Annotated in this window: 12 protein-coding genes; 5 read left to right on the top strand and 7 right to left on the bottom strand. The window is 65.7% G+C overall.

The genetic code is table 11. The features are described 5' to 3' along the window. Positions 1 to 66: 66 nt before the first annotated feature. The 7 genes from EN846_RS14515 to EN846_RS14480 all read right to left on the bottom strand — a co-directional run bounded on the left by EN846_RS14515 (position 67) and on the right by EN846_RS14480 (position 12,979). A complete protein-coding gene (locus EN846_RS14515) occupies positions 67 to 1,125 on the bottom strand; it encodes a sulfate/molybdate ABC transporter ATP-binding protein (RefSeq protein WP_128346254.1) in 1,059 nt (352 codons plus the stop codon). A gap of 66 nt (positions 1,126 to 1,191) precedes the next feature. Then, positions 1,192 to 2,076 carry a sulfate ABC transporter permease subunit CysW gene (gene cysW, locus EN846_RS14510; protein ID WP_127394232.1) on the bottom strand — a complete coding sequence of 295 codons (885 nt, stop codon included), beginning with the start codon at positions 2,074 to 2,076 and terminating at the stop codon, positions 1,192 to 1,194. Then, complete coding sequence (gene cysT, locus EN846_RS14505) at positions 2,069 to 2,920, bottom strand: sulfate ABC transporter permease subunit CysT (RefSeq protein WP_127311280.1); 852 nt, start codon at positions 2,918 to 2,920, stop codon at positions 2,069 to 2,071. The genes cysW and cysT overlap by 8 nt, the downstream gene beginning before the upstream one ends. A 75-nt stretch (positions 2,921 to 2,995) precedes the next feature. Then, complete coding sequence (locus EN846_RS14500) at positions 2,996 to 4,024, bottom strand: sulfate ABC transporter substrate-binding protein (protein WP_126056369.1); 1,029 nt, start codon at positions 4,022 to 4,024, stop codon at positions 2,996 to 2,998. A 230-nt stretch (positions 4,025 to 4,254) separates the two neighbouring features. After that, the gene (locus EN846_RS14495) at positions 4,255 to 5,034 is read right to left on the bottom strand and encodes a M15 family metallopeptidase (protein WP_245518723.1); all 780 of its coding nucleotides are present in this window, start codon (positions 5,032 to 5,034) and stop codon (positions 4,255 to 4,257) included. A gap of 160 nt (positions 5,035 to 5,194) precedes the next feature. Then, positions 5,195 to 7,285 (bottom strand): penicillin-binding protein 1C, encoded by a 2,091-nt coding sequence (gene pbpC / locus EN846_RS14490; RefSeq protein ID WP_127392339.1) that lies wholly within the window; start codon positions 7,283 to 7,285, stop codon positions 5,195 to 5,197. A 213-nt stretch (positions 7,286 to 7,498) separates the two neighbouring features. After that, positions 7,499 to 12,979 (bottom strand): alpha-2-macroglobulin family protein, encoded by a 5,481-nt coding sequence (locus EN846_RS14480; RefSeq protein ID WP_127392340.1) that lies wholly within the window; start codon positions 12,977 to 12,979, stop codon positions 7,499 to 7,501. Positions 12,980 to 13,258: 279 nt separating this feature from the next. On the opposite strand from EN846_RS14480, the gene EN846_RS14475 reads away from it, so the two are divergent. From EN846_RS14475 to EN846_RS14455, 5 genes are all read left to right on the top strand, one after another. After that, positions 13,259 to 15,187: an autotransporter assembly complex family protein gene (locus EN846_RS14475; RefSeq protein WP_127392341.1), complete on the top strand. Its 1,929-nt coding sequence runs from the start codon at positions 13,259 to 13,261 to the stop codon at positions 15,185 to 15,187. Beyond that, positions 15,187 to 21,237, top strand: coding sequence for a translocation/assembly module TamB domain-containing protein (locus EN846_RS14470; RefSeq protein ID WP_135858675.1), 6,051 nt, complete (start codon positions 15,187 to 15,189; stop codon positions 21,235 to 21,237). The genes EN846_RS14475 and EN846_RS14470 overlap by 1 nt, the downstream gene beginning before the upstream one ends. A 272-nt stretch (positions 21,238 to 21,509) precedes the next feature. Next, the gene (locus EN846_RS14465) at positions 21,510 to 23,162 is read left to right on the top strand and encodes an ABC transporter substrate-binding protein (protein ID WP_127391206.1); all 1,653 of its coding nucleotides are present in this window, start codon (positions 21,510 to 21,512) and stop codon (positions 23,160 to 23,162) included. A 224-nt stretch (positions 23,163 to 23,386) separates the two neighbouring features. Then, positions 23,387 to 24,421, top strand: a complete 1,035-nt coding sequence (locus tag EN846_RS14460; protein WP_127311412.1) for an ABC transporter permease — start codon at positions 23,387 to 23,389, stop codon at positions 24,419 to 24,421. Positions 24,422 to 24,433: 12 nt separating this feature from the next. After that, complete coding sequence (locus tag EN846_RS14455) at positions 24,434 to 25,591, top strand: ABC transporter permease (protein ID WP_127284821.1); 1,158 nt, start codon at positions 24,434 to 24,436, stop codon at positions 25,589 to 25,591. Positions 25,592 to 25,663: the final 72 nt, after the last annotated feature.

Here is a 25,663-nt window from a genome sequence, read left to right as displayed (position 1 = left end):
ATCGTGTCGTCGTCGGAAAAGATTCCGCCGAAACAAATGCTTGTTAGGATTTTCTTTCAGGCTGATTCAGCTGGCTTTTCCGGGCTCGGACGCCGGGAAAAGTTTCCAGCGCCGCGGCCTGAACGCCACCCGGCTCTTCTGCGCCGCCGGATGATCGACGGGCAGCTCGACCTCGACCCGCTGGCGCTCGCCGCCGATCTCGAGCTCCACCCGCCTGGTGCCGGCGACGCGGCGGCTCGCGGCGACAGTGCCGGCGATGCAGCCGCTGCAGCCGTCGAGCAGTTCGACGTCATGCGGGCGGAAATACAGCAGCGCGTCGCCAGAGGCCGCATGCGGGGCGGACAGGCCGATCGACCGGTCGGCGATCCAGACCTCGCCGCTCTCGACCTTGACCGGCAGGCAGCTCGATTCGCCGATGAAGCTATAGACGAAGGGCGAGTTCGGGGTGTCGTAGATCTCATCGGCGGAACCGACCTGCTCGATGCGGCCCTGGCTCATCACCACGACGCGGTCGGCGAGCTCCAGCGCCTCTTCCTGGTCGTGGGTGACGAAGACCGTGGTGTGGCCGGTGCGGTCGTGGATCTCGCGCAACCAGCGGCGAAGCTCACGGCGCACCTGGGCGTCGAGCGCGCCGAACGGCTCGTCGAGCAACAGCACCTTGGGTTCGATCGCCATGGCGCGGGCAAGCGCGACGCGCTGGCGCTGGCCGCCCGAGAGCTGCGCCGGGTAGCGCTTCTCCAGGCCCGAGAGCTGGACGAGGTCGAGAAGCTCCGAGGCGCGGCGACGGATCTCCTGCGCCGGCGGGCGTGCCGCGCCGTGCCGGACCTTGAGGCCGAAGCCGATATTGTCGGCGACGGTCATGTGGCGGAACAGCGCGTAGTGCTGGAAGACAAAGCCGACATTGCGATCCTGTATCGACTTCTGCGAGGCGTCCTCGTCGCCGAAGAAGATTGTGCCCTTGGTCGGCCGCTCCAGCCCGGCGATCAGGCGCAGAAGCGTCGTCTTGCCGGAGCCGGACGGGCCCAGCAGCGCGATCAGCTCGCCCGACTTGATGTCGAGCGAGACGTCGTGGAGGGCAGGAAACCGCTCAAACTCCTTGCGCACGTTGGCAACGCGAACTTCCATAAACCGTCCCTTTGTCGGTGCCTGCCGTTATCCCAAAACCGGTTCGCGCTTTTGGGCGATATGCATTCAGTGTCCGCGCGTGGCGGCGATCTCGGCGCCGTAGCGCATCTCGAGAAGTGTTTTCAAGACCAACGTCACCAGCGCCAGGCCGGCAAGCAGCGAAGCGACGGCGAAGGCGCCGACGGCATTGTACTCGTTGTAGAGGATTTCGACATGCAGCGGCATGGTGTTGGTGAGGCCGCGTATGTGCCCCGACACCACCGACACCGCGCCGAACTCGCCCATGGCGCGGGCGTTGCAGAGCAGGACGCCGTAGAGCAGGCCCCATTTGATGTTGGGCAGCGTCACGTACCAGAAGGTCTGCCAGCCATTGGCGCCGAGCGAAAGTGCGGCCTCCTCGTCGCCATTGCCCTGTTCCTGCATCAGCGGGATCAGTTCGCGGGCAACGAAGGGGAAGGTGACGAAGACGGTGGCGAGCACGATGCCCGGCACGGCGAACAGGATGACGACGCCATGCGCCTTCAACCAGGCGCCGAGCACGCCCTGGGCGCCGAACAGCAGCACGTAGACCAGGCCGGAAATCACCGGCGAGACCGAGAACGGCAGGTCGATGAGGGTGGTCAGGAAGGCCTTGCCCTTGAACTCGAACTTGGCGATCGCCCAGGCGGCGGAAATGCCGAAGACGAGGTTGAGCGGCACCGAGATCGCCGCCACCAGCAGCGTCAGCCGGATGGCCGAGCGCGTGTCGGAACTGGCCAGCGCCTCCGAATAGGCACCGATGCCCTTTGCCAGCGCTTCGTGGAAGACGACGATCAGCGGCATGAGCAGGAAGATGGCGAGGAAGGCGAAGGCCACGGCCATCGCCACGATGCGCACCGGCCGGCTTTCGGTGACCGCCGCCGACTGGCTTTCGTGGTGAGGTTCGTAGGATTTGATTTCGGGGTCAGCCATAGCGTTTGCGGCTCCATGACTGTGCCAGGTTGACGACCAGCAGCATCAGGAACGACAGCGCCAGCATGATGGCTGCGATCGCGGTGGCGGCCGGATAGTTGTACTCCTCCAGCCTGATCACGATCAGCAGCGGCGCGATCTCCGACTTGAACGGCAGGTTGCCGGCGATGAAGATGACCGAGCCGTATTCGCCGACGCCGCGCGCGAAGGCGAGCGAGAAGCCGGTGATGATCGCCGGCGCCAGGCCCGGGAACAGGATGCGGGTGATGATCTGGAAACGGTTGGCGCCGAGCGTGGCGGCCGCTTCCTCGACCTCCTTGTCGAGCTCTTCCATGATCGGCTGCACGGTGCGCACGACGAAGGGCAGGCCGATGAACACCAGCGCGATGACGATGCCGAGCGGCGTATAGGCGACCTTGATGCCGAGCGGCATCAGCAATTTGCCGATCCAGCCGTTCGGCGCGTAGAGCGTGGTGAGCGCGATGCCGGCGACGGCGGTCGGCAGCGCGAAGGGCAGATCGACCATGGCATCGACGATGCGACGGCCGGGAAAGCGGTAGCGCACCAGCACCCAGGCGACGATGGTGCCGAAGACGACGTTGACGCCGGCGGCGATGAAGGCGGTGCCGAAGCTGATTTCAAGCGCGTTGATGGTGCGGCGGTCGGCAGCGATCGCCCAGAAATCGGTCCAGCCGAGTGCCGCCGAGCGCCAGACCAGCCCGGAGAGCGGGATGAGGATGATGAGCGTGAGGTAGGCAAGCGAGAAGCCGAGCGTCAGTCCGAAACCCGGAATGACACTCGGCTGCTTGAATCGCCACCCCGCCGGCGCGGGTGCTGTGGTCATGGAATTCTGGTTCGTCCCTTCTTATTCAGACCAGACTGCCGTCGGTGAATGTCTCGGCCGCGAGGCCGTCGCGCCTCACTGGGCCGGCTTGTAGATCTGGTCGAATATACCACCATCGCCGAAATGATAAGGTTGCGCCTTCTTCCAGCCGCCGAAAAGCGGATCGTCGATGGTGATCAGCTTGATCTCGGGCAGTTTGGCGAGGTCCTCGGCGGGCACCAGATCGGGCTTTGCCGGACGATAGTGGTTCTTGGCGATCAGCGTCTGGCCCTCCTTGGAGTAGAGGTAGCCGAGATAGGCCTCGGCGACCTTGCGCGTGCCCTTGGCGTCGACATTGGCGTCGACCACCGCGACAGGCGGTTCGGCCAGGATCGAGGTCGGCGGATAGACGATGTCGAAATTGTCGGCGCCGAATTCGTCGAGCGCGAGATAGGCCTCGTTTTCCCAGGCCAGCAGCACGTCGCCCAGGCCCTTTTGCGCGAAGGTCACGGTCGAGCCACGCGCGCCGGTGTCGAGGACCGGCACCTGGGAGTAGAGCTTGGCGATGAATTCCTTGGTCTTGGCCTCGTCGCCGCCGTCATTGGCGTTGGCATAGGCCCAGGCGGCGAGATAGTTCCAGCGCGCGCCGCCGGAGGTCTTCGGGTTGGGCGTGATCACCTGGACGCCGTCCTTGATCAGGTCGTTCCAGTCATGGATGCCCTTCGGGTTGCCCTTGCGGACCAGGAAGATGATGGTCGAGGTGTAAGGGGCCGAATTGTTCTCGAACTTCTTGCGCCAGTCCGGATTGATCTTCTTCGCCTTCGAGACGATGGCGTTGATGTCGCCTTCGAGCGCCAGCGTCACGACATCGGCGTCGAGGCCGTCGATCACGGCGCGAGCCTGCGCGCCCGATCCGCCATGCGACTGCTGGATGGTCACGGTCTCGCCGGTCTCGGCCTTCCAGTGCGCGGCGAAGGCCTCGTCATAGGCCTTGTAGAGTTCACGCGTCGGATCGTAGGACACGTTGAGAAGGGTCGTATCGGCGAACGCCAAACCGAGCGTGCCGAACTGGACAGATGAGGCGACCAGCGCGCCAAGCAGTTTCTTGAAATGAGGTTTGGTCATTTCCGCCTCCGTTGATGACGGCCGAACTCTAGCGAATTGATAGAATTTAGATGCATTCAATGTTGCCTTTTTTGGCCTATCGGAGAAATTTTTCGCCGATCGCCTGCCCCTCAGGGAAATGGTTTCCTCATATTAAATAGACCGCCTCCTCGCCGGCCCGACGCTATCTAGAAGCGGGGCGCGTCCAGGCAAGGCTGCGCGGCGACAGGTCGGCCTTCGCGGCCGGACCTCTAAGGCGCGGTGACGGGAAAGTCGAAGCGTTGCTTCGGGAACGGCTCGTCCGTCAGCGTGAAGTGCCACCATTCGCGAGTGTAGTTGCGGAAACCGGCGACGCGCATGGCCTCGACCAGTCGCTTGCGGTTTGCCGCCGCGTTGCCGGGGAGCGGATGGTGGTCGGTTTCGCTGGCCTGGTCGAAACAATCGAAGCCGGTGCCGAAATCGAGCGTTTCGGCATCGGGCGCGCCGCAGGCAGGGTGAGGTGCGGCCGCGCCAGCAACGGGCGCAATGGCGAGATCCACGGTCGAGCCGCGCGAATGGTTGGAGAGCTCGCCGATATACCCCTTGGCGATGAGGTCGCCGCGTTTTACGGAGGGGTACCATTGCGGGTCCGGAGGTCCGCCCGATCGCGTCCACTCGACCATGTCGGCGACGGCCCTCGCCGGGCGATAGCAGTCGAAGACGACCAGAGTCTGGCCCTTTTGTGCGATCGCTTTCTGGACGCTTGAAAGCGCCTTTGCCGCCTGCCTAGTCAGGATGCAGACCGGCGCCTCATAGCCGTCGACCTGGCGGCGCAGGAAGTTTTTGTTCCCGGCATAGCGGATGTCCTGGCGAATGGTCGCATCGACATCGGCGAGCCTGACGAAGCCGAAGGGCGGGGCATCTGCGTAAGCCGAGAGAGGGCTCGCGATTGCTAGCGCAAGCGCTGCGAAGAATGCTCCCCACAGAGGTCGGCGCGAGGCCCCCCTCTCTGCCCTGCCGGCCATCTCCCCCTCAAGGGGGGAGATTGGCATTTTCGGCGCGGCTCCCGCCTTTCTAAGGTCGAAAATTGGCGAAGGTGACGAAGCGAATAATCTCCCCCCTTGAGGAAGAGATGGCCGGCAGGCCAGAGAGGGGGGCCTCGCGCCAGACATCAGGCCAAGAAGCGCAATCCGCTGAATCGGTTGCGGCATCCTATTCAACGAAAACCTTCACGCTTGCCGCGCGGCCGGCGGCGTCGATCACGGTGAGCGTCGAATAGCCGGCGCCGTCGGGCAGCCAGGTGGCGGTGCGGCGCCGGTCGATGCCGGACAACGGCTTGCCGTTGGCCAGCCAGCGGAAGGGCGCGCGGCCGCCCTGCAGCTTCAGCACCAGCGGCGAGGCGTCGGCCGAATTGGCGGCGAGGTCGACGCGCGCGCCGTCGGGCGGAAAGACGATCGTCGGCGCGGGCTCGGCCGGCGTTGCCTGCACCAGCCCGTCCGATCCGGCGCCGAAGCGCGCCAGCGTCACCGGCAACTCGTCGCGTTTCGGGCGGCGGACGCCGGCCGGCTGGCCGGGAAGCGGAACGGTGGCGAGGCCGGAGCGGACGAAGCCCTCGAACAGGATCGGCGCGGCCGAGACGTATCCGGACAGACCAGGCACGGCGCCGGCATCGGCGCGGCCGACCCAGACGCCCAGCACATAGCGGCCGTCGAAACCGACCGACCAGGCGTCGCGGTAGCCATAGGAGGTGCCGGTCTTGTAGGCGATGCCGCGCTGCAAAGCGCCCTCCGGCGGCTTCACGCCCGACAATATGTCGGTGATCTGCCAGTTGGCCTGGTCGTCGAGGATGGTTGCGGTGGTGCGTTCGGCGTTGGCCGGCTCGGTGCCGTCATGCAGCGTGTGCGCCTTGCCGCCATTGGCGAGGCCCGTATAGAGTTGGACGAGATCGCGCAAGGTCACACCGACGCCGCCGAGGCCGATCGCCAGGCCCGGCGCCTCGTTGACCGGCAGCACCGGGTTGACGCCGGCCTGGCGGAAGCGCGCCGTCAGCCTGGCCGGTCCGACCGCGTCGAGCACCCGGATCGCCGGCACGTTGAGCGAGAGCTGCAGCGCCTGCCTGATGCTGACGTCGCCCTGATAGCCCATGTCGAAATTCTTCGGCCGGTAGCCGGCGAAATCCGCCGGGCTGTCCTCGATGATGGTCTCCTGTGCGACCAGGCCCTGCTCGAAGGCGAGCCCGTAGATGAACGGTTTCAGCGTCGACCCCGGCGAGCGGACGATCCTGGTCATGTCGATCCAGCCGGAGCGGCTGGCGTCGAAGAAATCGGCCGAGCCGACCTCGCCGAGGATGTCGCCGGTGCGGGCATCGCCCAGCACCATGGCGACGGACAGTCTTGGGCCGAGCCGGGCGGCGGCTTCCTTCGCCACCTGTTCCAGTCCTTGCTGGACGCTCCTGCGGATGGTGAGTTGCAGCGGCTTGCCGGGCACGGCCTTGGGAAGCATGGCATAGGCGGCATGGGCGGCGAGTGCCGGCAGCTTGCGGCGCAGGCCGGAGACATCGTCCAGCGCAGCGCGCGCGGCTTCCCGGTCGCCGAGCAGGCCGGCGGAAACCATGCGCGTCAGCACGCGGTCGCGCGCGGCATGCGCGATGTCGAGGTTGCGGTCGGGCCGCCGCCTCTCCGGCAGTTGCGGCAGGGCGACGAGCAAAGCGGCTTCCGAGACCGTCAGCCGCTTCGGCTCCTTGCCGAAATAGGCGAGAGAGGCGGCGCGAACGCCTTCGAGATTGCCACCATAGGGGGCCAGCGTCAGATAGCGTTCGAGGATCTCGCGTTTGGAAAGTCGCCGCTCGATCTGGATGGCGCGCAGCATCTGCTTGATCTTGGAGCCGAGGCTGCGGCTGTCGCGCGGCTCGATCAGCCGGGCGAGCTGCATCGACAGGGTCGAGCCGCCGGAGACGATGTGGCCGTTGCTGACGAACTGGCCGGCGGCCCGGCATAGGGCCAGCACATCGACACCGTCATGGTCCCAGAAGCGCTTGTCCTCATAGGCGACCAGCATGTCGACGAACTGCTTGTCGACCTGGTCGAGACGGGTTTCGAGACGCCAGTAGCCGTCGGGCGTGGCGAAGGCGCGCAGCAACTGGCCGTCGCGGTCCTGCACCTCGGTGGAGACCGCCAGTTTTTCTGGCAGCGGCGGCGGATAGGCGCGGTCGAGCTGCCAGAGGGTGGCTGTGGAAATGGCGAGGAGCCCGGCGCCAGCGGCAGCGGCGATGCCGGCTCGGCGCAGGAATTTATTTGAGAGCATGGCGCCGCCCCTCATTGCCCTGCCGGGCATTTCTCCCCGTATAGAGACGGGGAGAAAGGAGCCTGCGCAGAGGCTTTCGCCAATTTCCAACGCTGCAGAACGGGCGCCGACGATTGCGACAGTTCCCTTCTCCCCGTCACTATACGGGGAAAAGGTGCCGGCAGGCGGATGAGGGGCAGCGCCGTCGTCCTGTTCATGTTCGTCTGTAGCACCTTACGGCGCCTTGACCTCCATCATGCCAGTGGCGGTGCGGGCCGAATATTGCGGCCGGTACATATCCTCCACCGTTGCCGCCGGATGGGCATAGGTGCCGGGCGTTACCGCGCGCACGACGTAGGCCAGCGTGATGTTGCGGTCGCCGTCGCCATCGTTCGGGTTGAAGGCCGCGACGAAGCGGTCGTCGCGGAACTCTAGATGAGCGGCGTCGGTCTGCGCCAGCCAGGAGAAGTTCGACAGCTGGGCGCTGGACACCAGGCCAGGATTGTCGATCTCGAAGCCGGCCGGCAGCAGGTCGGTGATCAGCAGCCGCGAGGGCCAGCTGTTCTGCTCGTAGACCTTGAGCACGACGACATAGCGTTCGTTCTGCTTGACCTCGGTGACGTTGGCCTCGGTGCCATCGAGCCTGTAGTAGGTGCGGTCGATGGTGAAGCCGTCGCCGTCGGCCGGCAGCGTCTCGACCGGCGAGGCCACCGTGGTGACCACCGCCTGCAGCGGCGTCTTGCCGGTGTTGGCGATGGTGAGCGGGCTGTCGGCGATGTCGCTGCCGCTGAAGCGGTCGGAATAGCCACCGGCATGCGGCGCGCCGTTGACGGAGAGCGTGATGGAATCATTGCCCTCCTTCAGCGCCCGCGCCGCCAGGAGCATCCAGGACTCGTCCTGCGTGCTCGTCCAGCGGGCATCGGCGCGCGCCCTGGCCACCAGCTTGATCAGCGCCGGCACGATGGTTGGCACCGGCTTCGATTCGGCGGCCAGCGCCAGGATCGCCGCACCGTCGCGGAGCGGCGAGCCATAGTCGGAGCGGTAGTAGTCGTACTCGGTGCTCGCCTGAGCCAGACGCAGCGCGGTCTGGAAGGTAGCTTCCGAGCGCTGCGCGTCGCCATAGAGCGCAAGGCTCGCCGCAAGCTGCGCGACGGCCATCGGGCTGGTGAAGGCTTCGAGCTGGGTGTCGGCGTAATATCGCAGATCGCCGATCGAAGCCTTCTTGTTGCGGGCAAGCACATAGAGCGCGTAGGCGATCTCGCTGCCGCGGTCCTGGACGTCCTGGTCATAGCCGAGCGAGTTCTGCAGGTTGCTCAGCGCCTGGTTCATCGCCAGCGCCGGCACGTCGTATTTCTGCTCGCGCGCCCGGGTCAGGAAGTCGCTGACATAGGCGTCGAGCCAGAGATCGCCGGAGCCGGGACCCCACAGGCCGAAGCTGCCGGCCGAGGCCTGGTAGCTTAGCACCTTGTAGATGGCATCCTGGATGCGGCCATGCAGGTCCGGATCGCTGGCCATGCCGATGCCCGAAGCCAACTCATTGACATAGAGCAGCGGCAGGGCGCGGCTGGTCGTCTGCTCGGCGCAGCCATAGGGGTAGCGGTCGAGCGTCATAAGCAGCGACGGCACGTCGAAGGCGGCCGCCTGCGAAACGCCGACGCTGACCGAAGCGCCGTCGAGCAAGCTTGCCGCCAGCAGTTCCTTGTCGACGCGCAAGGCGCCGACATTGGGCTTGAGGTCGACCACCAGCCGGGTGGTGACCGGCAATTGCGCCGGCCGCACCGGCACATAGAGCGTCTGCTCGACCTCGGTGCCGTCGGCATGAGCGAGCTTGACGGTGATCGAGGCGTTGCCGGCGGTTTTGGCAACCAGCGGCACGGTCAGCGTCTGGCGCTTGCCCAGGGCAAGCGTCAGTTTCTCCGGCAGCGGCTTGTCGCCGGTCGACAGGTCGCCTGTCGTGTCGATCGACAGCGCGTAGTCGCCGGCCGGGCCGTCGGTATCGGCGACGTCAAGGCGCATGACAGCGTTGTCGCCGGGCGCCAGGAAGCGCGGCAGGCCGGCGGTGATGACCACTGGATCGCGCACGATAACATCGGCCTGAGCGTGGCCGACCGCTTCCCTGGTCCAGGCAACAGTCATGACGCGCACGGTGCCGTTGAACTGCGGGATGTCGAAATCGATCCTGGCCTTGCCGTCGGCGTCGAGCTGGACGGGACCGGAGAAGAAGGCGACCAGCTTTTCGGTCGGCGGGCTGCCCTGCGCCTGCAAGGCGGCGCCGTCGCCGCCGGTGCGCAGCTTGCCGGTGGTGCCGAGCGAGCCGTCGATCAGGCGGCCGTAGAGGTCGCGGATCTCAAGCCCCAGCATGCGCTGGCCGAAGAACCAGTTTTCCGGATCGGGCGCCTTGTAGTTGGTCAGGTTGAGGATGCCGACATCGACGGCGGCAACCATCACATAGGCATTGCTGCCAGGCTGGACGCCCGCCACCGCGACCGGGATCGACAGTTGCTGGCGCGGCATTGCCTTCTCGGGCGGCGTCAAGGTGACGGCGAGCTTCTTCGAGCCCGGGTCGACCGTCAGCCATTTCACGCCGATGGCGCGGGCCGGCATGCGCGTCTCCTGCGCGTCGCCCGGCCGGAACAGCGTCGCCGTGACATAGGCGCCGGCGCCCCAGTCGTCGCCGACCGGGATGTCGACGGTGCCGCCGCCGGCCGGCACGCTTGCGGTGACGGTCTTCAGCAATTTGTCGGCGCCGATGGTGACCAGCAATTCGCCGGCAAAATGCGGCGAGACCTTGAGCTTGGCCACTTCGCCGGCGGCGTAGGTGTCCTTGTCGAGGGCGACCTCGAGGCCGTCGGGCGTTTCGGTGGTGGTGGAACTGACATACCAGCCGCCATCGAATTCGTAGCTGGTCGCGGGACCCTCGGGATCAGCCGTCTCGACCTCGAGCCGGTAGCGGCCCCAGTCGACCGGCAGCGACACGGTCGCCTCGCCATCGGCGGCAAGATCGACCTGACCGTTGGCCACCGATTTGGTGAAGGTGACCGGCTCGTAATTCCATGAGTTGTTTGAGCGGTACCACTGGTAATTGCGCTCGACCTTTACAAGCGACCACAGCGCGCCCTTCAGCGCCTCGCGCTTGCCGTCGGGGTCGACGGCGATCAGGCTGAACTTCGCCGTGCCGCCCTGCGGCACCTCGTCGTTCTCGAAATCCGGACGGATGCCGATCATGTGGCCCTGCGGGCGGATGCCGATGTTGAGCGAGCGCTCGACGGCGCGGCCGCCGGTTTCACGCATGCGGACGGTGACCTTGGCGTCGACCAGCTTGGTGGTCGAGGGCAGCTGGTCGACGGCGACCGGGAAGGTCGCCTTGCCATCGTCGCCGACCACGGGCAGGCCGGCGAGCGGCGTCACCGAAGGTTCGGCCGACTGCTCGTCGGCGAGGCCGAAGGAATAGCCCTTGAAGCGGTCCCAGTCGCGGGCGGTCGACAGCGTCAATTCGCCTTCGAGCGCCAGTCCGGCGGCCGGCGCGCCATAAAGGAAGCGGCCGTCGACGGTGACGTTGGCGGTTTCGCCCTGCGCGATCTCCTTCTTGTCGGCGGAGAGGTCGAACTCGATGCGATCCGGCACGAAGTCTTCGACCAGGAACATCTGGCTGGCGACGGCCGCCTGCTTGGGATCGGTATGGATCGACACCGTCCAGGTGCCGCGCATGGCGTTGGGCTCGAGCGGCAGGTCGACGGCATGGCCGCCGGCGGAGGCGCCGTCGCTGACGATGCGGCGGTCCTCGACGCCGTCGGGGCGGGTGAAGATGAAGGTCAGCGGCAGGTTCTCGACCGCCTTGGCGGCGCCGTCGCGGGCAAGGGCCGCGACATGCACGTCCTCGCCGACGCGGTAGATGCCGCGCTCGGTCCAGGCATAGACGTCGAGCGCGCCGGGCGACGGACGTCCGGTGACGCCACGGTCGGACAGGTCGAAGCCGGCCCGGCCCATGTCGAGGAAGACGAAGTCGTTGTCGCCCTGCTTGGCCATCAGCACGGCCGGCACCATGCCGCCTTCACCGCGCGTGAGGCCGGGATTGAAGACGGCGCGGCCCTCGGCGTCGGTGGTGGCGGTGCCGAGGATCTCGTTGTTGCGCGCGAGCAGCGTCAGTTCGGCGCCGGCGATCGGCTTGGCGCTTCCAAGCGAACGGGCAAAGACGTTCAGCCCGTCCTGGCCGGTATAGGTGGAGAGCCCAATGTCGGAGACGACGAACCACTGCGTCGCACGCGAATCATACTCATCGCTGTGGTCGTCGACAGCCTGGGCGGTCAGCACATAGACGCCGGGCTTGCGCTGCGGCAGCGCCTCGTCGACCGGGAAGGAGGTGGTGACCTCCTTGTTGAGGTCGTTGGCGATGTCGAGCTGGCCTTCCCAGACCGGCGAACCCATCTGGTCGGAAATGTTGGAAAGATCGTAGCCGTCGAGCTGCTTCAGGAACTGGTAGCCGGACAGAAGCTGCGCCAGCGAACGGTCGCCGATGCGGTAAAGCTTCATCTTGGCGGCGTTCATGTTGACGGTGACGACCGGTATGCCGCGGCGCGCGCCCGCCGGCAGCACGAAGCTGTCGCCGGTGAAGCGGGCGGAAGGCGCGCGATCCTGGACATAGATCGACAGCACCACAGGCGCGCTGGTCACCTCGCCGATAGCGGCCGGCAGGCCGGCGCGGAAGGTCACCTCATAGTGCTGGCCATGCTCCAGCCCTTCGACGCAGATCTGCTTGTCCTTGGCTTCGACGCCCTTGGGGGCGGCGTTGTCGACGGTGACGAACTGCGAATAGTCGACCCCGGTCTTGACCAGATCCTCGGAGAATTGCGCGCAGATGCGCGGCGCGCTGGTGTCGGCATCGACGGTGTGATCGATGACGCGGAAGCCCTTGCGGGCCTTGAGGTCGGCATAATCGGCCTGCACCGACGGTGAGCTGACCAGCGCGAGGCTTGCTTCATAAGCCTGCAGCGACGGCCGGTAGAGATCGCGGCGGTCGAGACCGGCGCCGAGCAGCGCGAGCGCTTCGGCGCGCGTCTTGGTGGTGCGCAGCAGCTTGTAGGCGTTGAAGGCGGCGGACGTGCCGTTTGTCGGCAAGGTCGACGATTCGGAGGTGTTGGAGGCCGGCTGCACGGCAAGCGTCTCGCGCGCCAGCTCGAGCCACAGATGGCCGTCATCGGGCAGCACCGTAGCCGCGGCCTCGTATTTCTGCATGGCCAGGCGATGGTCGCCGGTAAGCTGCGCCTGCTCGGCCGCGGCCTGCAGCGCCGCCAGCCCTTCGGTCGGCTTGTCATAGGCCGGATCGGTCAGCTTGTTGCGGTACTGCTGCGCCTGGTCGGCCATCCAGCTGGGGAAAAAGGCCAGTTCCGGCGGTGCGCCGATATCGGGATCGCCATCGACATTGGCGACCTTGCCGGCAATGGCGCCGTTGAAGGGTTTAAGCTGGTTATAGTCGGATTTGAGAAAGCACCATTTGGCCTTGGTGTTGTAGGTGAAGGCGCGGCAGGCGGGGTCGCCGAGACATGTCGTCTTGCATTGGTCGAGGCTGACATTCTGGTCGGACCTGAGGTCGAACCCGAAATAGTCGGAATTGTCCGTCGTCACGATCCGCCGGGCTTCCGCCGCTTGCGCGACGCCGCTGAAGGCGAAAAAGAGAAGGACCAGGAACGAGATACCACGAGCCGCGCGCATTGCCACATCACCCTCCAGACATCGCCAGCGTTCCGGCATGATCAAGCTTCAGTCGAGCTTGTCAACGCCGGAGCTCGGCAGGTTTGCACCCGCCAACGGTTTCCATGCCGGCCAAAGGCCGGTATTTCGACAGAACCTCCATAGGACAAGGGATCACGCAATCTTGCGAAGACGCAAAAGGTGTGAATTCCAAGCCCTGTCTATTTCAGACAATTGGATTGTGGCCCCTTTACGAGCGTTTCAGAACTTCATTCCAATTTTAGTTTTGTCGACTAGGTTGTCTTAATGCCGGCGCATGAAAAGCAGATGTCAGGGGGGATCGCGCCAGGGCGCGGGCTTCCGCGCGCCCTGCTTCTGGCCGCGCTTTGCTCTGCTGTTTTCATTGTCGAATCGCGGCCGGCGACGGCCTTCGAGTTCTTCGGCATCAAGCTCTGGGGCTCTGCCAGCGACGAAGACGCCGATATTGTCGATCCGCTGCGCTATTCCGTGACCATCGAGGCGCCCGATGCGGACAAGGACTTGGTCAAGAATCTGGAAAATGCCTCGACGCTGAAGGCGGACGAGGAGCGCCCGGTCTCCGGCTCGCTCGGCCTGCTGGCCGAGGCGCGGGCTGACCGCGAGGGGCTGGTCGCCGCCCTCTATGCCGACGCCCGCTACGAAGGCGTCGTCACCATAACCATCGAAGGCAAGCCGCTCGACGACCTGCCGCCCGACGCCGAGTTCAAGGGGCCGCAACCGATCCCGGTGGCCATTTCCATCGTCGCCGGGCCGAAATTCACGCTCGGCAACATCAGGCTCGAAGGTGACGCCGCGGGGCTCGCCAGCGCCGATTTCGGCCTGATCGCCGGCGGCGATGCCGGGTCGGGCGCCGTGCTCAAGGCCGAAGCGCTGATCGTGCGGGCACTCAAGCAGGAGGGGCGGCCGCTGGCGACGATCACGGACCGCCAGATCGTCGCCGAGCACGCCACCTCGACGCTCGACGTGACGCTGACGGTCGCGGCCGGCCCGGTCGCCGGCTATGGCGACACGACGGTCGAAGGCACCGAGAAGGTCGATCGCGACTTCACCGAATACATGACCGGGCTGAAGCGCGGCCGCCAATATTCGCCCGACGAGATCGACGACGCGCGCGACCGGCTGCTCGGGCTGGAAGTGTTCAACAGCGTGACGATGAAGGAAGGCGAAAGCCTCGACGCCGAGGGCAATATCCCGATCAACGTCCAGGTCAGCGAGCGCAAACCGCGTTATTTCGGGCTTGGCGGCACCGTCTCCAACACGGAAGGGCTTGGGTTGGAGGGCTATTGGGGCCACCGCAACCTGTTTGGCCGCGCCGAAAAGCTGCGCATCGAGGGCGCCATCAGCGGCATCGGCAGCAACGATCTCGGCGAGCTCAACTACAATGCCGGCATCATGTTCGAGAAACCGGGCGTGCTCGGGCCGTCATCGAAATTCTTCACTGGCGTGAAGACGGTGTTCGAGCATCCCGACGCCTACGACCATTTCTCGGTCAAGGGCAACATGGGCGTCTCCTATGACCTGGACAAGAAGCAGAGGGTATCGGCGGAATTCGCCCTCGACTATTCACGGATCACCGACACCTTCGGCAAGCACACCTATCTGATCGCCAGCGTTCCCTTGCAATATGTCTATGACGGCAGGGACAACCGGCTCAACCCGACCAGCGGCTTCCGCGTGCTGGCCTATGCCGAGCCCAGCTACGACCTATTGAACGGCGCGACGTTCCTCAAACTGAAGGGCGAAGGGTCGGCCTATCAGTCGCTCGACACGGCGAGCAAATTCGTTCTCGCCGAACGCGCCACCATCGGTTCCATCGTCGGCACCGGCCTGCAAAACGTTCCGGCCGACCGGCGCTTCTATTCCGGCGGCGGCGGCTCGGTGCGCGGCTATGCCTATCAGGGCATCGGCCCCAAGGACATCGACGGACAGCCGATCGGCGGGCTGTCATTCTTCGAGACTTCGGTCGAGATGCGCATCGCCGTCACCGACACGATCGGCATCGTGCCGTTCGTCGACGCCGGCACCGTTTCGACGAAGTCGTTTCCGGACTTTTCCGGTATGAAGGTCGGCGCCGGCGTCGGCGTGCGCTATCTTACACCGTTCGGGCCGCTGCGTGTCGATGCGGCGGTGCCGCTCAACCGCGGTCCGGGCGACCCGCATTTCGGCATCTATGCCGGCATCGGTCAGGCCTTCTGATGAAGACGTTCCGGCGCATCCTTCGCATTGTTCTCTACACGCTGCTCGTCGTGGTGGCGGCGGTGGTCGGCGCGCTGGTCGTGCTGACCAAGACCGAGCGCGGGCGCGACAATCTCGCCGGCATGATCTCGAATCTGGCGTCGAGCGACGAGCGCAAAGTCACCGTCAGCGGCATAGACGGCATCTGGTCCGGCGCGCTCAGGCTCGACCACGTCGTGGTCGAAGACCGCGGCGGGCCCTGGCTGGTGGCGCGCAAGGTGGCGCTCGACTGGTCGCCGCTGGCGCTGCTGTCGAAGAATTTCAGCGCCGAGCGCCTCGCTGCCGGGCGGATCGAGTTGGCGCGGCTGCCAGTGGCAAGCAATCAGCCGGCGGAGAGCGGCACGACATCGCTGCCGGTTTCGATCGACGTGAAGCAGATAGACCTGCCGGAGATCGCGCTGGGCGAGGCGCTGGCTGGAAGCGGCATCGCCGAACTTGCCGCCAAGGGATCCGTCAAGGCCGACGCCGCGCCGCTCTCGGTCGATACGGTTCTCAACGTCATCCGCCACGACGGCAAGCAAGGCAATGTCGACGCCAAGCTGCATTTCGCCCCCGCCGACAACAAGCTCGACCTCGATCTCAAGGCATCGGAGCCGGCCGGCGGTATCATCGCCAATCTGCTCCAGCTGCCGGGCCAACCGCCGGTCGAGATCGTCGTCTCCGGCACAGGACCGCTGGCCAACTGGAGCGGCATCGGCACTTTCGTCGTCGACGGCCAGATCGTCACCCAGCTCACCGGACGCCACCAGCTCACCGACAAGGGCCATATGGTGGAGGCCAAGGGCGACGGCGATTTCGAGCGCTTCCTGCCCGAAAAGCTGAAGCCGTTGTTTGCCGGCAAGACCAGCTTTGATCTTGCCGGCATCGCGACCCCCAGCGGCGGCGTCGACATCGAGCGGGCGGTCGTCGAGAGCGGCTCCGTGCACAGCGCCGCCGCCGGTTCCGTCGATCCCAAGGGCGCCAGCGACCTGTCGGTCGAATTCGCCGCCAAGGGCGAGCCCGTGGTGCTCGACGTCGGCACCAAGGCGCAGCCGGTCACGGTGGCGGTCAGGAACGCCACCGTCCGCGCCTTCGGCGACGGCAAGGCGCCGATGGTCGATATCGGCGCGTCGCTGGTGTCGGTGGCGGCGGGCGGCACGCAGCTCAACGACCTCACCGCCGCGATCCATTCCGACGGCTTCGATATAGAGGATCGCAGCGGCCCGATATCCATCAAACTCGCGGCCGGCGGCCTCAAGACCGACGTGGCGACACTGGAGCCGCTGGTGACCGGCAAGCTCGTCGCCGATCTCGCCGGCAAGATCAGCAAGCAGGAGATTTCCCTCGACGAGGGCACATTGCGCAGCGATGCGCTGAATGCCTCGCTGACGGCCACGGTTTCGCTCACCGACCTGGCGATGAAGCTGAAGATGAATGCCGACGCGGTGTCGAGCGCGTTGCCGCCGCAGATCCGCTCGGTGCTGGGCGAGCGCGTCACGTTCTCGGCGGCCGCCACCCGCGATCCGCAAGGGGCGTTTGCCGCCAATTCGCTGTCGCTGACCTCCGGCTCGCTCAGCGCCAGCGGCACCGCCAGCGCGCAAGGCTCGGACATCCAGGCCGACGTCAAGGGAACGCTGGGCGACGTCTCGACGCTGTCGCCGCTGGCCGGCACGCCACTCGCCGGCGGGATCAATTTCACCCTGACCGCGAGCGGTCCGCGCTTTGCCCCGGACTTTTCGGTCTCGGCCGACAGCGCCAGCCTGACGGCGGCCGGGCGCACGGTGAAGGACGTCAAGCTTTCGGCGAAGGGCAAGGCCGACATCGCCAGCCCCCAGGCCGACATCGCGCTTACCGGCGCCGTCGAGGAGCAGGCGCTGGACATAAGGGCGTCGCTGGTGACCAGCGAGGGCAAACGCTCGATTAAGGGGCTCAGCCTGGCGCTCGGCGACAACAAGATCTCCGGCGACCTTGCGCTGGATGATCATTTGCTGCCGCAAGGAACGCTGACGCTGGCGGTGCAAGACATTGCGCCGCTGGCGGCGCTTGGCGGTCAAACGGTGACCGGCGACATCAATGGCACCATCGTCCTCGCCAAGGAAGGCGAGGCGCCGACCGTCACCATCAACGCCGCCAGCGGCTCGATCGCGCGCGGCGACGTGGCGGCGAAGACGATCACGGTCAACGCGCTGATCGCCAACTATCTCAAGAGCCCGGCGATCTCGGGTACGATCAAGGCCAACAGCGTGACATCGGGGACCACCGTCGTCAGCGGCATCGGCGTCGACCTGAAGCGCGACGGCGACTGGACCAATTTCAGCGGCGGTGCCACGATTGCCGGCATTCCGGCCACCGCCGCCGGCCGGGTCAAGATCGCGAACGGCACCACCAATGTCGAGATCGCCTCGGGCGAAGCCACCGTTCGCGGCATCAAGGCGGCGATCGCCGGGTCGTCGAACCTCACCATCGCCAATGGCGTGACCAGCATCGAAAGGCTGGTGCTCGATCTTGGTGGCGGTTCGGTGACGCTTTCCGGCAAGGCTGGCCAGACGCTCGACCTCGCGGCCACGGTCTCGGCGCTGCCGGCCGCCCTTGCCAACGATTTCTCGCCCGGCCTCGACGCCGCGGGCACGCTCGACGGCACGGCCGAAGTCACGGGCCCGGCGGCAAATCCGGACGTCCGCTTCAATGCCAAGTTGACCGGCGGCGAGACCAGCCAGACCCGCCAGGCGGGGCTTGGGCCGCTCAGCCTCAATGCGATGGGAAGCTTCACCACCGCGGGCGGTATCGTCCTCGATCAGGCGACGCTTTCGGGCGACAAGATTTCCGGTAAGGCTTCCGGCACCATCAATCCGAACGGCGCCAGCGATTTCGCCCTCGACCTTGTCTCGACGGGTCCCAGCCTGCCGCTGTCGTTCGGGAGTGCGGAAAGCCCGATCAAGCTTGGATTGCAGGCGCTGTCGGTGAAGGCGGCCGGGCAGGGCACCCAGCCGAAGCTCGACATCTCGGCCGTGCTGCCTTCGGTCACGACGAATTTCACCAAGTCGGAAGGCATCACGCTGGCGCTGCATTCCGATGCCTTCGATGTGAAGAGCCGCACGGGACCGATTTCCGGCACGGTGACGGTGGAGACGATCGGGCTCGACAATCCGACGATCGCGCCGCTGATCGCGGGCAAGATCACCGCCAAGGTCGCCGGCACCCTTGCCGCCGACGCGATCACGATCGACAGCGGCTCGGTGCAGGGCGCGGCGCTGGACAGCGCCTTCAACGGCCGGGTGTCGTTCGCGGATGGCGCCATCGACCTCAACCTCAAGGCGGACGCCCTCTCGGCGGCTTTGCCGGCGGCCGCGCGCGGCGTGCTGGCCGAGCGGACGCAGCTCAGCGCCACGCTGAAGCGTGATACCCATGGCGGCGTCACCATCAGTCCGGTCAAGCTTGCCTCCGGCGCGTTGACGGCCGACGGGCAAGCCAGCCTCGCCGACAACAAGCTCAGCGCCGACATCAAGGGCGCGCTGGCCGATATCTCGCTGCTGTCGAAGGACGCCAAGGGCGCGATTGCCTTCGCGCTCAATGCGCAAGGGCCAAGCCTGGCGCCGGACCTGTCGTTGACGGTGGACAGCGACCGGCTTTCGGTAGCGGCGCGCGAGATCACCGGGCTGAAGCTGACCGCCACCGGCAAGGCCGATGCCGCCAACCCGGCCGCGAATGTGCAACTGACCGGCAATGTCGCCGGACAGGCACTGCAAGGCAGCGCGGTGCTGGCGACAACCGACGGCAAGAGCGCGATCAACGGGCTGCTCCTGTCGCTCGGCAAGAACAGGATCTCCGGCGACCTCGCGCTTGACGAGGCCTTCGTGCCCGCCGGCACCATCGCGCTCGACCTGCCCGATATCGGCCCGCTGGCGGCGCTGGCGCTGGAAAAGGCCGAAGGCGACGTGCGCGGCACCATCGCCTTCACCAAGACGGCCAACGGCCCCAACGTCACCGTCAAGGCGACGACCGCCGCAATTTCGCGTGGCGATCTCTCCGCCCGCAACGTGGCGATCGACGCGCTGGTCGCCAACTACCTGGCCGCCCCGGCGATCTCCGGCAAGGTCCGCGCCGACAGCGTCACTTCGGGCGGCACCGTGGTCAGCGGCATCAATGTCGACCTGAAGCGCGACGGCGACTGGACCGGCTTTTCCGGCGGCGCCACCGTCAAGGATATTCCGGCCAAGGCCGCCGGGCGGGTGAGGGTGGCGAATGGCACCACGACCATCGAGCTCGCCTCGGGTCAGGCGACCGTGCAAGGCATCAAGGCGGCGATCGCGCAGGCCTCGACGGTCAGTATCGCCAACGGCACGACGAGCCTGGACAGGCTGGTGCTCAATCTCGGCGGCGGCACAGCGACTGTGACCGGCAAGGTCGGACAGGCGCTCGATATCAATGCAGCGCTGGCCAAGGTGCCGGCTTCGCTCGCCAACAGTTTTTCGCGCGGCCTCGATGCTGCAGGTTCCATCTCCGGCACGGTCAAGGTGACCGGCGCGCCGGGCAATCCGTCGGTTGCCTTCAAGATCGACGCCGGCGGCGTGCAGATCGCGCAGACGCGGAGCGCCGGCCTCGGCGGCATGAACATTTCCTCGTCGGGAACATTCGCCGGCAAGAAACTCACCTTCGACGCCAACATCAGCGACGGCGCAGGGCTTGGCCTGAAGGGCGGCGGCTCGGTGACGACGGCGGGAACGCCGGCGCTGGTGCTCGACTTCTCCGGCAAGGTGCCGTTCTCCTTCCTTGCCGCCAAGCTCGCCGCGCAGGGCCTGTCGCTGAGCGGCACCGCCAACGTCAATGTCCAGGTGCGCGGCCCGGCGACGTCGCCGGTCATCGGCGGCACGGTCAGCACGTCGGGCGCCCGGCTGGTCGACGCGCGCTCCGGCCTTGCCGTCAACGATATCGCCGCCGACGTCTCGATCGGCTCCGGCGTGGCCAGGATCAATCGCCTGACCGGCACGCTGTCGACGCGCGGCAGCCTGTCGGCCAGCGGCACGGTCGGCATCAATCCGGCGCAAGGGTTCCCGGCCGATCTTTCGGTCAAGCTCACCGACGGCCGCTACACGGACGGCCGGGTGGTGACCGCCAATCTCGGTGGCGACCTGACCATCAAGGGGCCGCTCGTCTCGGCGCCGGTGGTCGCGGGCACCGTCAACCTGGCCAAGACCGTCATCACCGTTCCCGAGAAGCTGCCGGGCTCGCTGGCGGCGCTCAACGTCAAGCACAAGGGCGCGCCGGCCGCGGTGCGCGCGCAGGACAAGGCGCTGCGCCCGGCGACGACGAGCGGCGGCGGAGGCGGCAGCGGCCTCGCCCTGGACGTCACCGTCAATGCGCCGAACCAGATCTTCATCCAGGGGCGGGGCGTCGACGCCGAGCTTGGCGGCTCGCTCAAGCTGACCGGTCCGGCATCCTCGCCGCATGCGGTCGGCACCTTCACCCTGCAGCGCGGGCGGCTGTCGATCCTCGCCAAGCGGCTGACCTTCACCGAAGGCACGGTCGGCTTCTCCGGTTCGCTGGTGCCTTATCTCAACCTGACGGCGACCACGACGACGAGCAGCGCCACCGTCACCATCGTCGTGTCGGGCGAGGCGACCAACCCGAAATTCACCTTCTCCTCGGTTCCGGCGCTGCCGGAGGACGAGGTGCTGGCGCAGCTGATCTTCGGCCGCTCGATGTCGAACCTGTCGCCGCTGCAGATCGCGCAGCTGGCGGAGGCCGCCGCGCAACTGGCCGGCGTCGGCGGCTCGACCTCGCTGCTCGAGAACCTGCGCAGCGCGATCGGCGTCGACGACCTCGACGTGACCACCGACGAGAAGGGCGGCACCGCCGTCTCGGCCGGCAAATACCTCAACGACCGCACCTATGTGACGATCCAGAAGGGCGACAAGCCGGGTTCCGGCAAGGCGGCGATCGACCTCAATGTCGGGCGCGGCGTCAAGCTGCGTGGCGAGGCCACCGATGCCGGCGAAGCCAAGGGCGGCATCTTCTACGAGCGCGAATACTGAAGCGGGAGCAGGAAGGGCAGCCTTTGGCGCTATCGCAGCAGGCGGCTGGCGCTGTCCTATGCCGCTTGAATGTCTCAGTTTATTCGTTTGCGCATATTCGAATGAAATCTGCGACGCAGTAGCAAATTTGCGTCAAGACTGTCGCTATCGCGCGAACCGCCCTCCTTCCAAAGTTGCACATTCGCCAACATGTTCCCAGTCCAGACCGTCTTTGACATCACGGTCCGGATGCGGAATGTTACAAGGCGGAAAGCCAACAATGGGAGTTAATCATGGCAATCTACAAATCTAACGGTGACCGCGTTCCGGATCTCATCCTGGCCATGGCCGAAGAAGCCAAGGCAGGCAAGGTGGACCGCCGCGAATTCCTGGCGCTCGCCAGCGTCTTCGGCGCCACCACGGCGATGGCCTACGGCATGCTCGGCCTCGCCGATCCGACACCGGCGAGGGCCGAGGACGTGCAGGGCAAGAAGGGCGGCACGCTGAAGGTCGCGCAGTGGATCAAGGATCCGAAGGATCCGCGCAAGTCCGACTGGTCGGAAATCGCCAATGCCGAGCGCCAGGCGCTCGAGCCGCTGGTCAAGTACACCACCGAATACACGTTCCGCCCCTATCTGCTGGAAAGCTGGGACGTGAACGACGACGCCACCGAATACACGCTGCATGTGCGCAAGGGCGTGACCTGGTCGAACGGCGATGCCTTCACCGCCGATGACGTCATCTTCAACCTGAAGCGCTGGGCCGACAAGAAGGCCGAAGGCAATTCGATGCCTGGCCGTCTCGGCACCCTGGTCAAGGACGACAAGCTGGACGAAAGCGCCGTCACCAAGGTCGACGACCTGACGATCAAGCTGAAGCTCGGCAAGCCCGACATCGCCCTGATCCCGAACATGTGCGACTATCCGGGCCTGATCGTCCACAAGACCTTCGACGAGAAGGGCGGCGACTTCAAGGCCTGCCCGATCGGCACCGGCCCGTTCGAGCTCGTGTCCTACGATGTCGGCCAGAAGGTGGTCTACAAGCGCCGCGAGGACAACAAGTGGTGGGACGGTGAAGTCTTCCTCGACGGCATCGAGTTCATCGACTACGGCACCGATCCGGCGGCCATGGTCAGCGCCTTCGAGGCGGGCGAAGTCCACACCAATTTCGAGACCTCGGCCGACTATGTGTCGATCCTCGACGGCATGGACCTGGTGAAGTCGGAAGTTGTGACGGCGTCGACGATCGTTTGCCGCACCAACGTCAACAACAAGCCTTACGACAACCAGAAGGTCCGCAACGCGCTGCAGCTCGCGGTCGACAACAATGTCGTCCTCCAGCTCGGCTACGGCAATGCGGGCACGGTCGCCGAGAACCATCACGTCTGCCAGATCCATCCGGAATACTTCGAGCTGGCAAAGGTGGCGCGCGATCCGGCCAAGGCCAAGGCACTGCTGGCGGAAGCCGGCCAGGCCGACTTCGAGCATGAGCTGATCACGGTCGACGAGGACTGGCACAAGAACACCGGCGATGCGATCGCCGCGCAGATGCGCGACGCCGGCATCAAGGTGAAGCGCACGGTGCTGCCGGGCTCGACCTTCTGGAACGACTGGACCAAGTATCCGCTGTCGATGACCAACTGGAACATGCGTCCGCTCGGCGTCCAGGTGCTCGCGATCGGCTACCGCTCCGGCGAGGCGTGGAACGAGACGGCCTTTGCGAACGCCGACTGGGATGCCAAGCTCAATGCCGCGCTGGCCGTCGCCGACGCCGCCAAGCGCAAGGAGATGATGAAGGACATCGAGCAGATCCTGCAGGATTCCGGCGTCATCATCCAGCCCTACTGGCGCAAGCTCTACAGCCACTCGGTCAAGGCGGTGCAGAACTACAAGATGCACCCGACCTTCGAACGCGACTATGGCAAGGTCTGGCTCGACCAGGCGTGATCGGACCGATTGGGGAAGGGGCTTGCCCCTTCCCCTCACTCCCCGCACAATGCAGGAACCGGAAGCCGGCGCCTTGAGACGGCGTGGATTCATCCGGCAACGGCGTGCAACGAAAAACAGGGTTGATCGCATCCGAGGGTCCGTTTGAAAGGCAGCCCGGCCGCTAGAGGCCGATCTGGTTCGCAGACAGGCTCCAACCCCAACCAGACCGGCAGGGGGCCGCCATGCTTTCTTTCATCCTCAGGCGTCTTGGCACGATGGCATTGACGATGCTGTGCCTGACACTGATCGTCTTCTTCCTGATCAATCTCAACCCGAACCTGAAGAAGCTGGCGATCAGCCAGACCGAAATGCACACATCTGCCGAGCAGCTCGAGGACTGGCTGGTCAACCACGGCTACCGGCAGAATTTCTTCGTCCGCTATGGCCAGTGGCTGGGCGTGCTGCCCAAGCAGCCGGTGACCGACCCGGCGACGGGCAAGCCGACGCAGCGTTTCGCCTTCTGCAACGATCCGGTCGAGCCGACATTCTCCGGCGTGCTGCAGGGCGATTTCGGCTGTTCGACCAAGTTCAAGACGACCGTGGCCTCGAAGCTGTTCCCGGCGCTCAGCGCCACCGGCATCCTGATGTTATGCGTGCTTGCGGTGATGGTGCCGATCTCGCTCTTGATCGGCATCCTGGCCGGCATGCGCGAGGGCTCGCGCACCGACCGCACGCTGTCGGTCGCCTCGATCGCGTCGACGGCGACGCCGGAATATGTTTCCGGCGTCATCTTCACCGTCATCTTCGCGTCCTGGCTCGGCTGGCTGAACGGCTCGGCCGCCTCGGCTAGCCAAGGCATCACCTTCTATAATTTCACGCTGCCTGTGATGACGCTGGCGATCTACGGCATCGGTTACATTGCCCGCATGACCCGCGCCTCGATGGTCGAGGTGATGACGCAGCAATATATCCGCACGGCCCGCCTCAAGGGCCTCTCCTTCGGCAGCGTGGTGGTCAAGCACGCGCTGCGCAACGCGCTGATCGCGCCGTTCACCGTCATCATGCTGCAATTCCCCTGGCTGCTCACCGGCGTCGTCATCGTCGAGGTGATGTTCCGCTACCAGGGCTTCGGCTACACGCTGGTGGAGGCTGCCGGCAACAACGACATCGACCTTCTGCTCGGCTGCTCGCTGGTCTCGGTGTTCATCGTCTTGATCACGCAGCTCATCTCCGATGTCGGCTACGCGTTTCTCAATCCGCGCATCAGAGTTCAGTAGGGGGCGAAGCGGATGCAGCTCGAATATATCAGTGCCTTCAATGTCGTGCTCGGCGTCATCTCGCGGTTCTGGCCGGTCTGGATAGCGCTCGCCATCGTCCTGGGGGCGAGCTTCGTCTACAAAAAGAAGCTCGGCCTCTACGGCCAGCTCTTCGACAGCGGCGTCGGCATCGTCGGCGTCGGCATCTGCCTGTTCTGGCTGTTCACGGCGATCTTCGCTTCGACCATCTCGCCCTTCGATCCGCTGGCGCAGGTGCCGGTGATGAAGGACGCGCTGCCTGGCGCGATCGAGCCGACCTCGAAACTCATCTACTATTTCGGCGGCGACAAGCTCGCCCGCGACGTGTTCTCGCGCATGGTGTTCGGCAGCCAGATCGTGCTGATCATCGCGCCGGCGGCCACCGGCTTCGCGCTGATGGTCGGCATCACGCTCGGCCTGCCGGCCGGGTACTACGGCGGCAGGATCGACACATTCCTGTCCTTCCTCGCCAATCTGGTGCTCGCCTTCCCAGTGATCCTGCTGTTCTACCTGCTGGTGACGCCCGGCATCATGGACACGCCGATCCCCTATGCGATGGCCGGGCTGTTCTTCCTGTTCCCGATCATCTTCTTCAGCGTCTTGTTCTGGACCCGCTACAAGAACCGCCCCGACCGCCTCTATATCCTGCTAGGGCTGACGCTCGTCATCGGCGGCTGGATCTATGCCGGCCTTGTCTTCGACGCCGATCCGCTGAAGATCGTGCATATCGATCCCAACCAGCTCAACATCTTCGTGGCGGTGGTGTTCGCCTCCAGCCCCGGCGTGTTCCGCATCGTGCGCGGACTGACCATGGATATCAAGACGCGCGACTATGTGGCGGCGGCGCAGACGCGCGGTGAATCGCCGTGGTACATCATGCTGTGGGAAATCCTGCCCAACGCACGCGGGCCGCTGATCGTCGATGCCTGCCTGCGCATCGGCTACACCACGATCCTGCTCGGCACGCTCGGCTATTTCGGCCTCGGGTTGGCGCCAGAGAGCCCGGACTGGGGCACGGCGATCAAGGACGCCAGCCGGCTGCTGCGCTCCTTCATCCACCCAGCGCTGCCGCCGACGATCGCGCTGATGTCGTTCGTGCTGGGGCTGAACCTTCTGGCCGATTCCCTGCGCGAACAGTCGATGAAGGATTGATGGCGGGGGTCGAAGGGCCCCAAGCATGATCCCGAAAGGTGTTACCCGGTTTTCGGACTAGATCATGCTCAA

Origin of the sequence: Mesorhizobium sp. M4B.F.Ca.ET.203.01.1.1, assembly GCF_004791025.1 — a bacterium.
In the GTDB taxonomy this organism is placed as follows: Bacteria; Pseudomonadota; Alphaproteobacteria; order Rhizobiales; family Rhizobiaceae; genus Mesorhizobium; species Mesorhizobium abyssinicae.
Note: the sequence above shows the minus strand (reverse complement) of the source record. Positions and strands in the feature narration are given on the sequence as shown.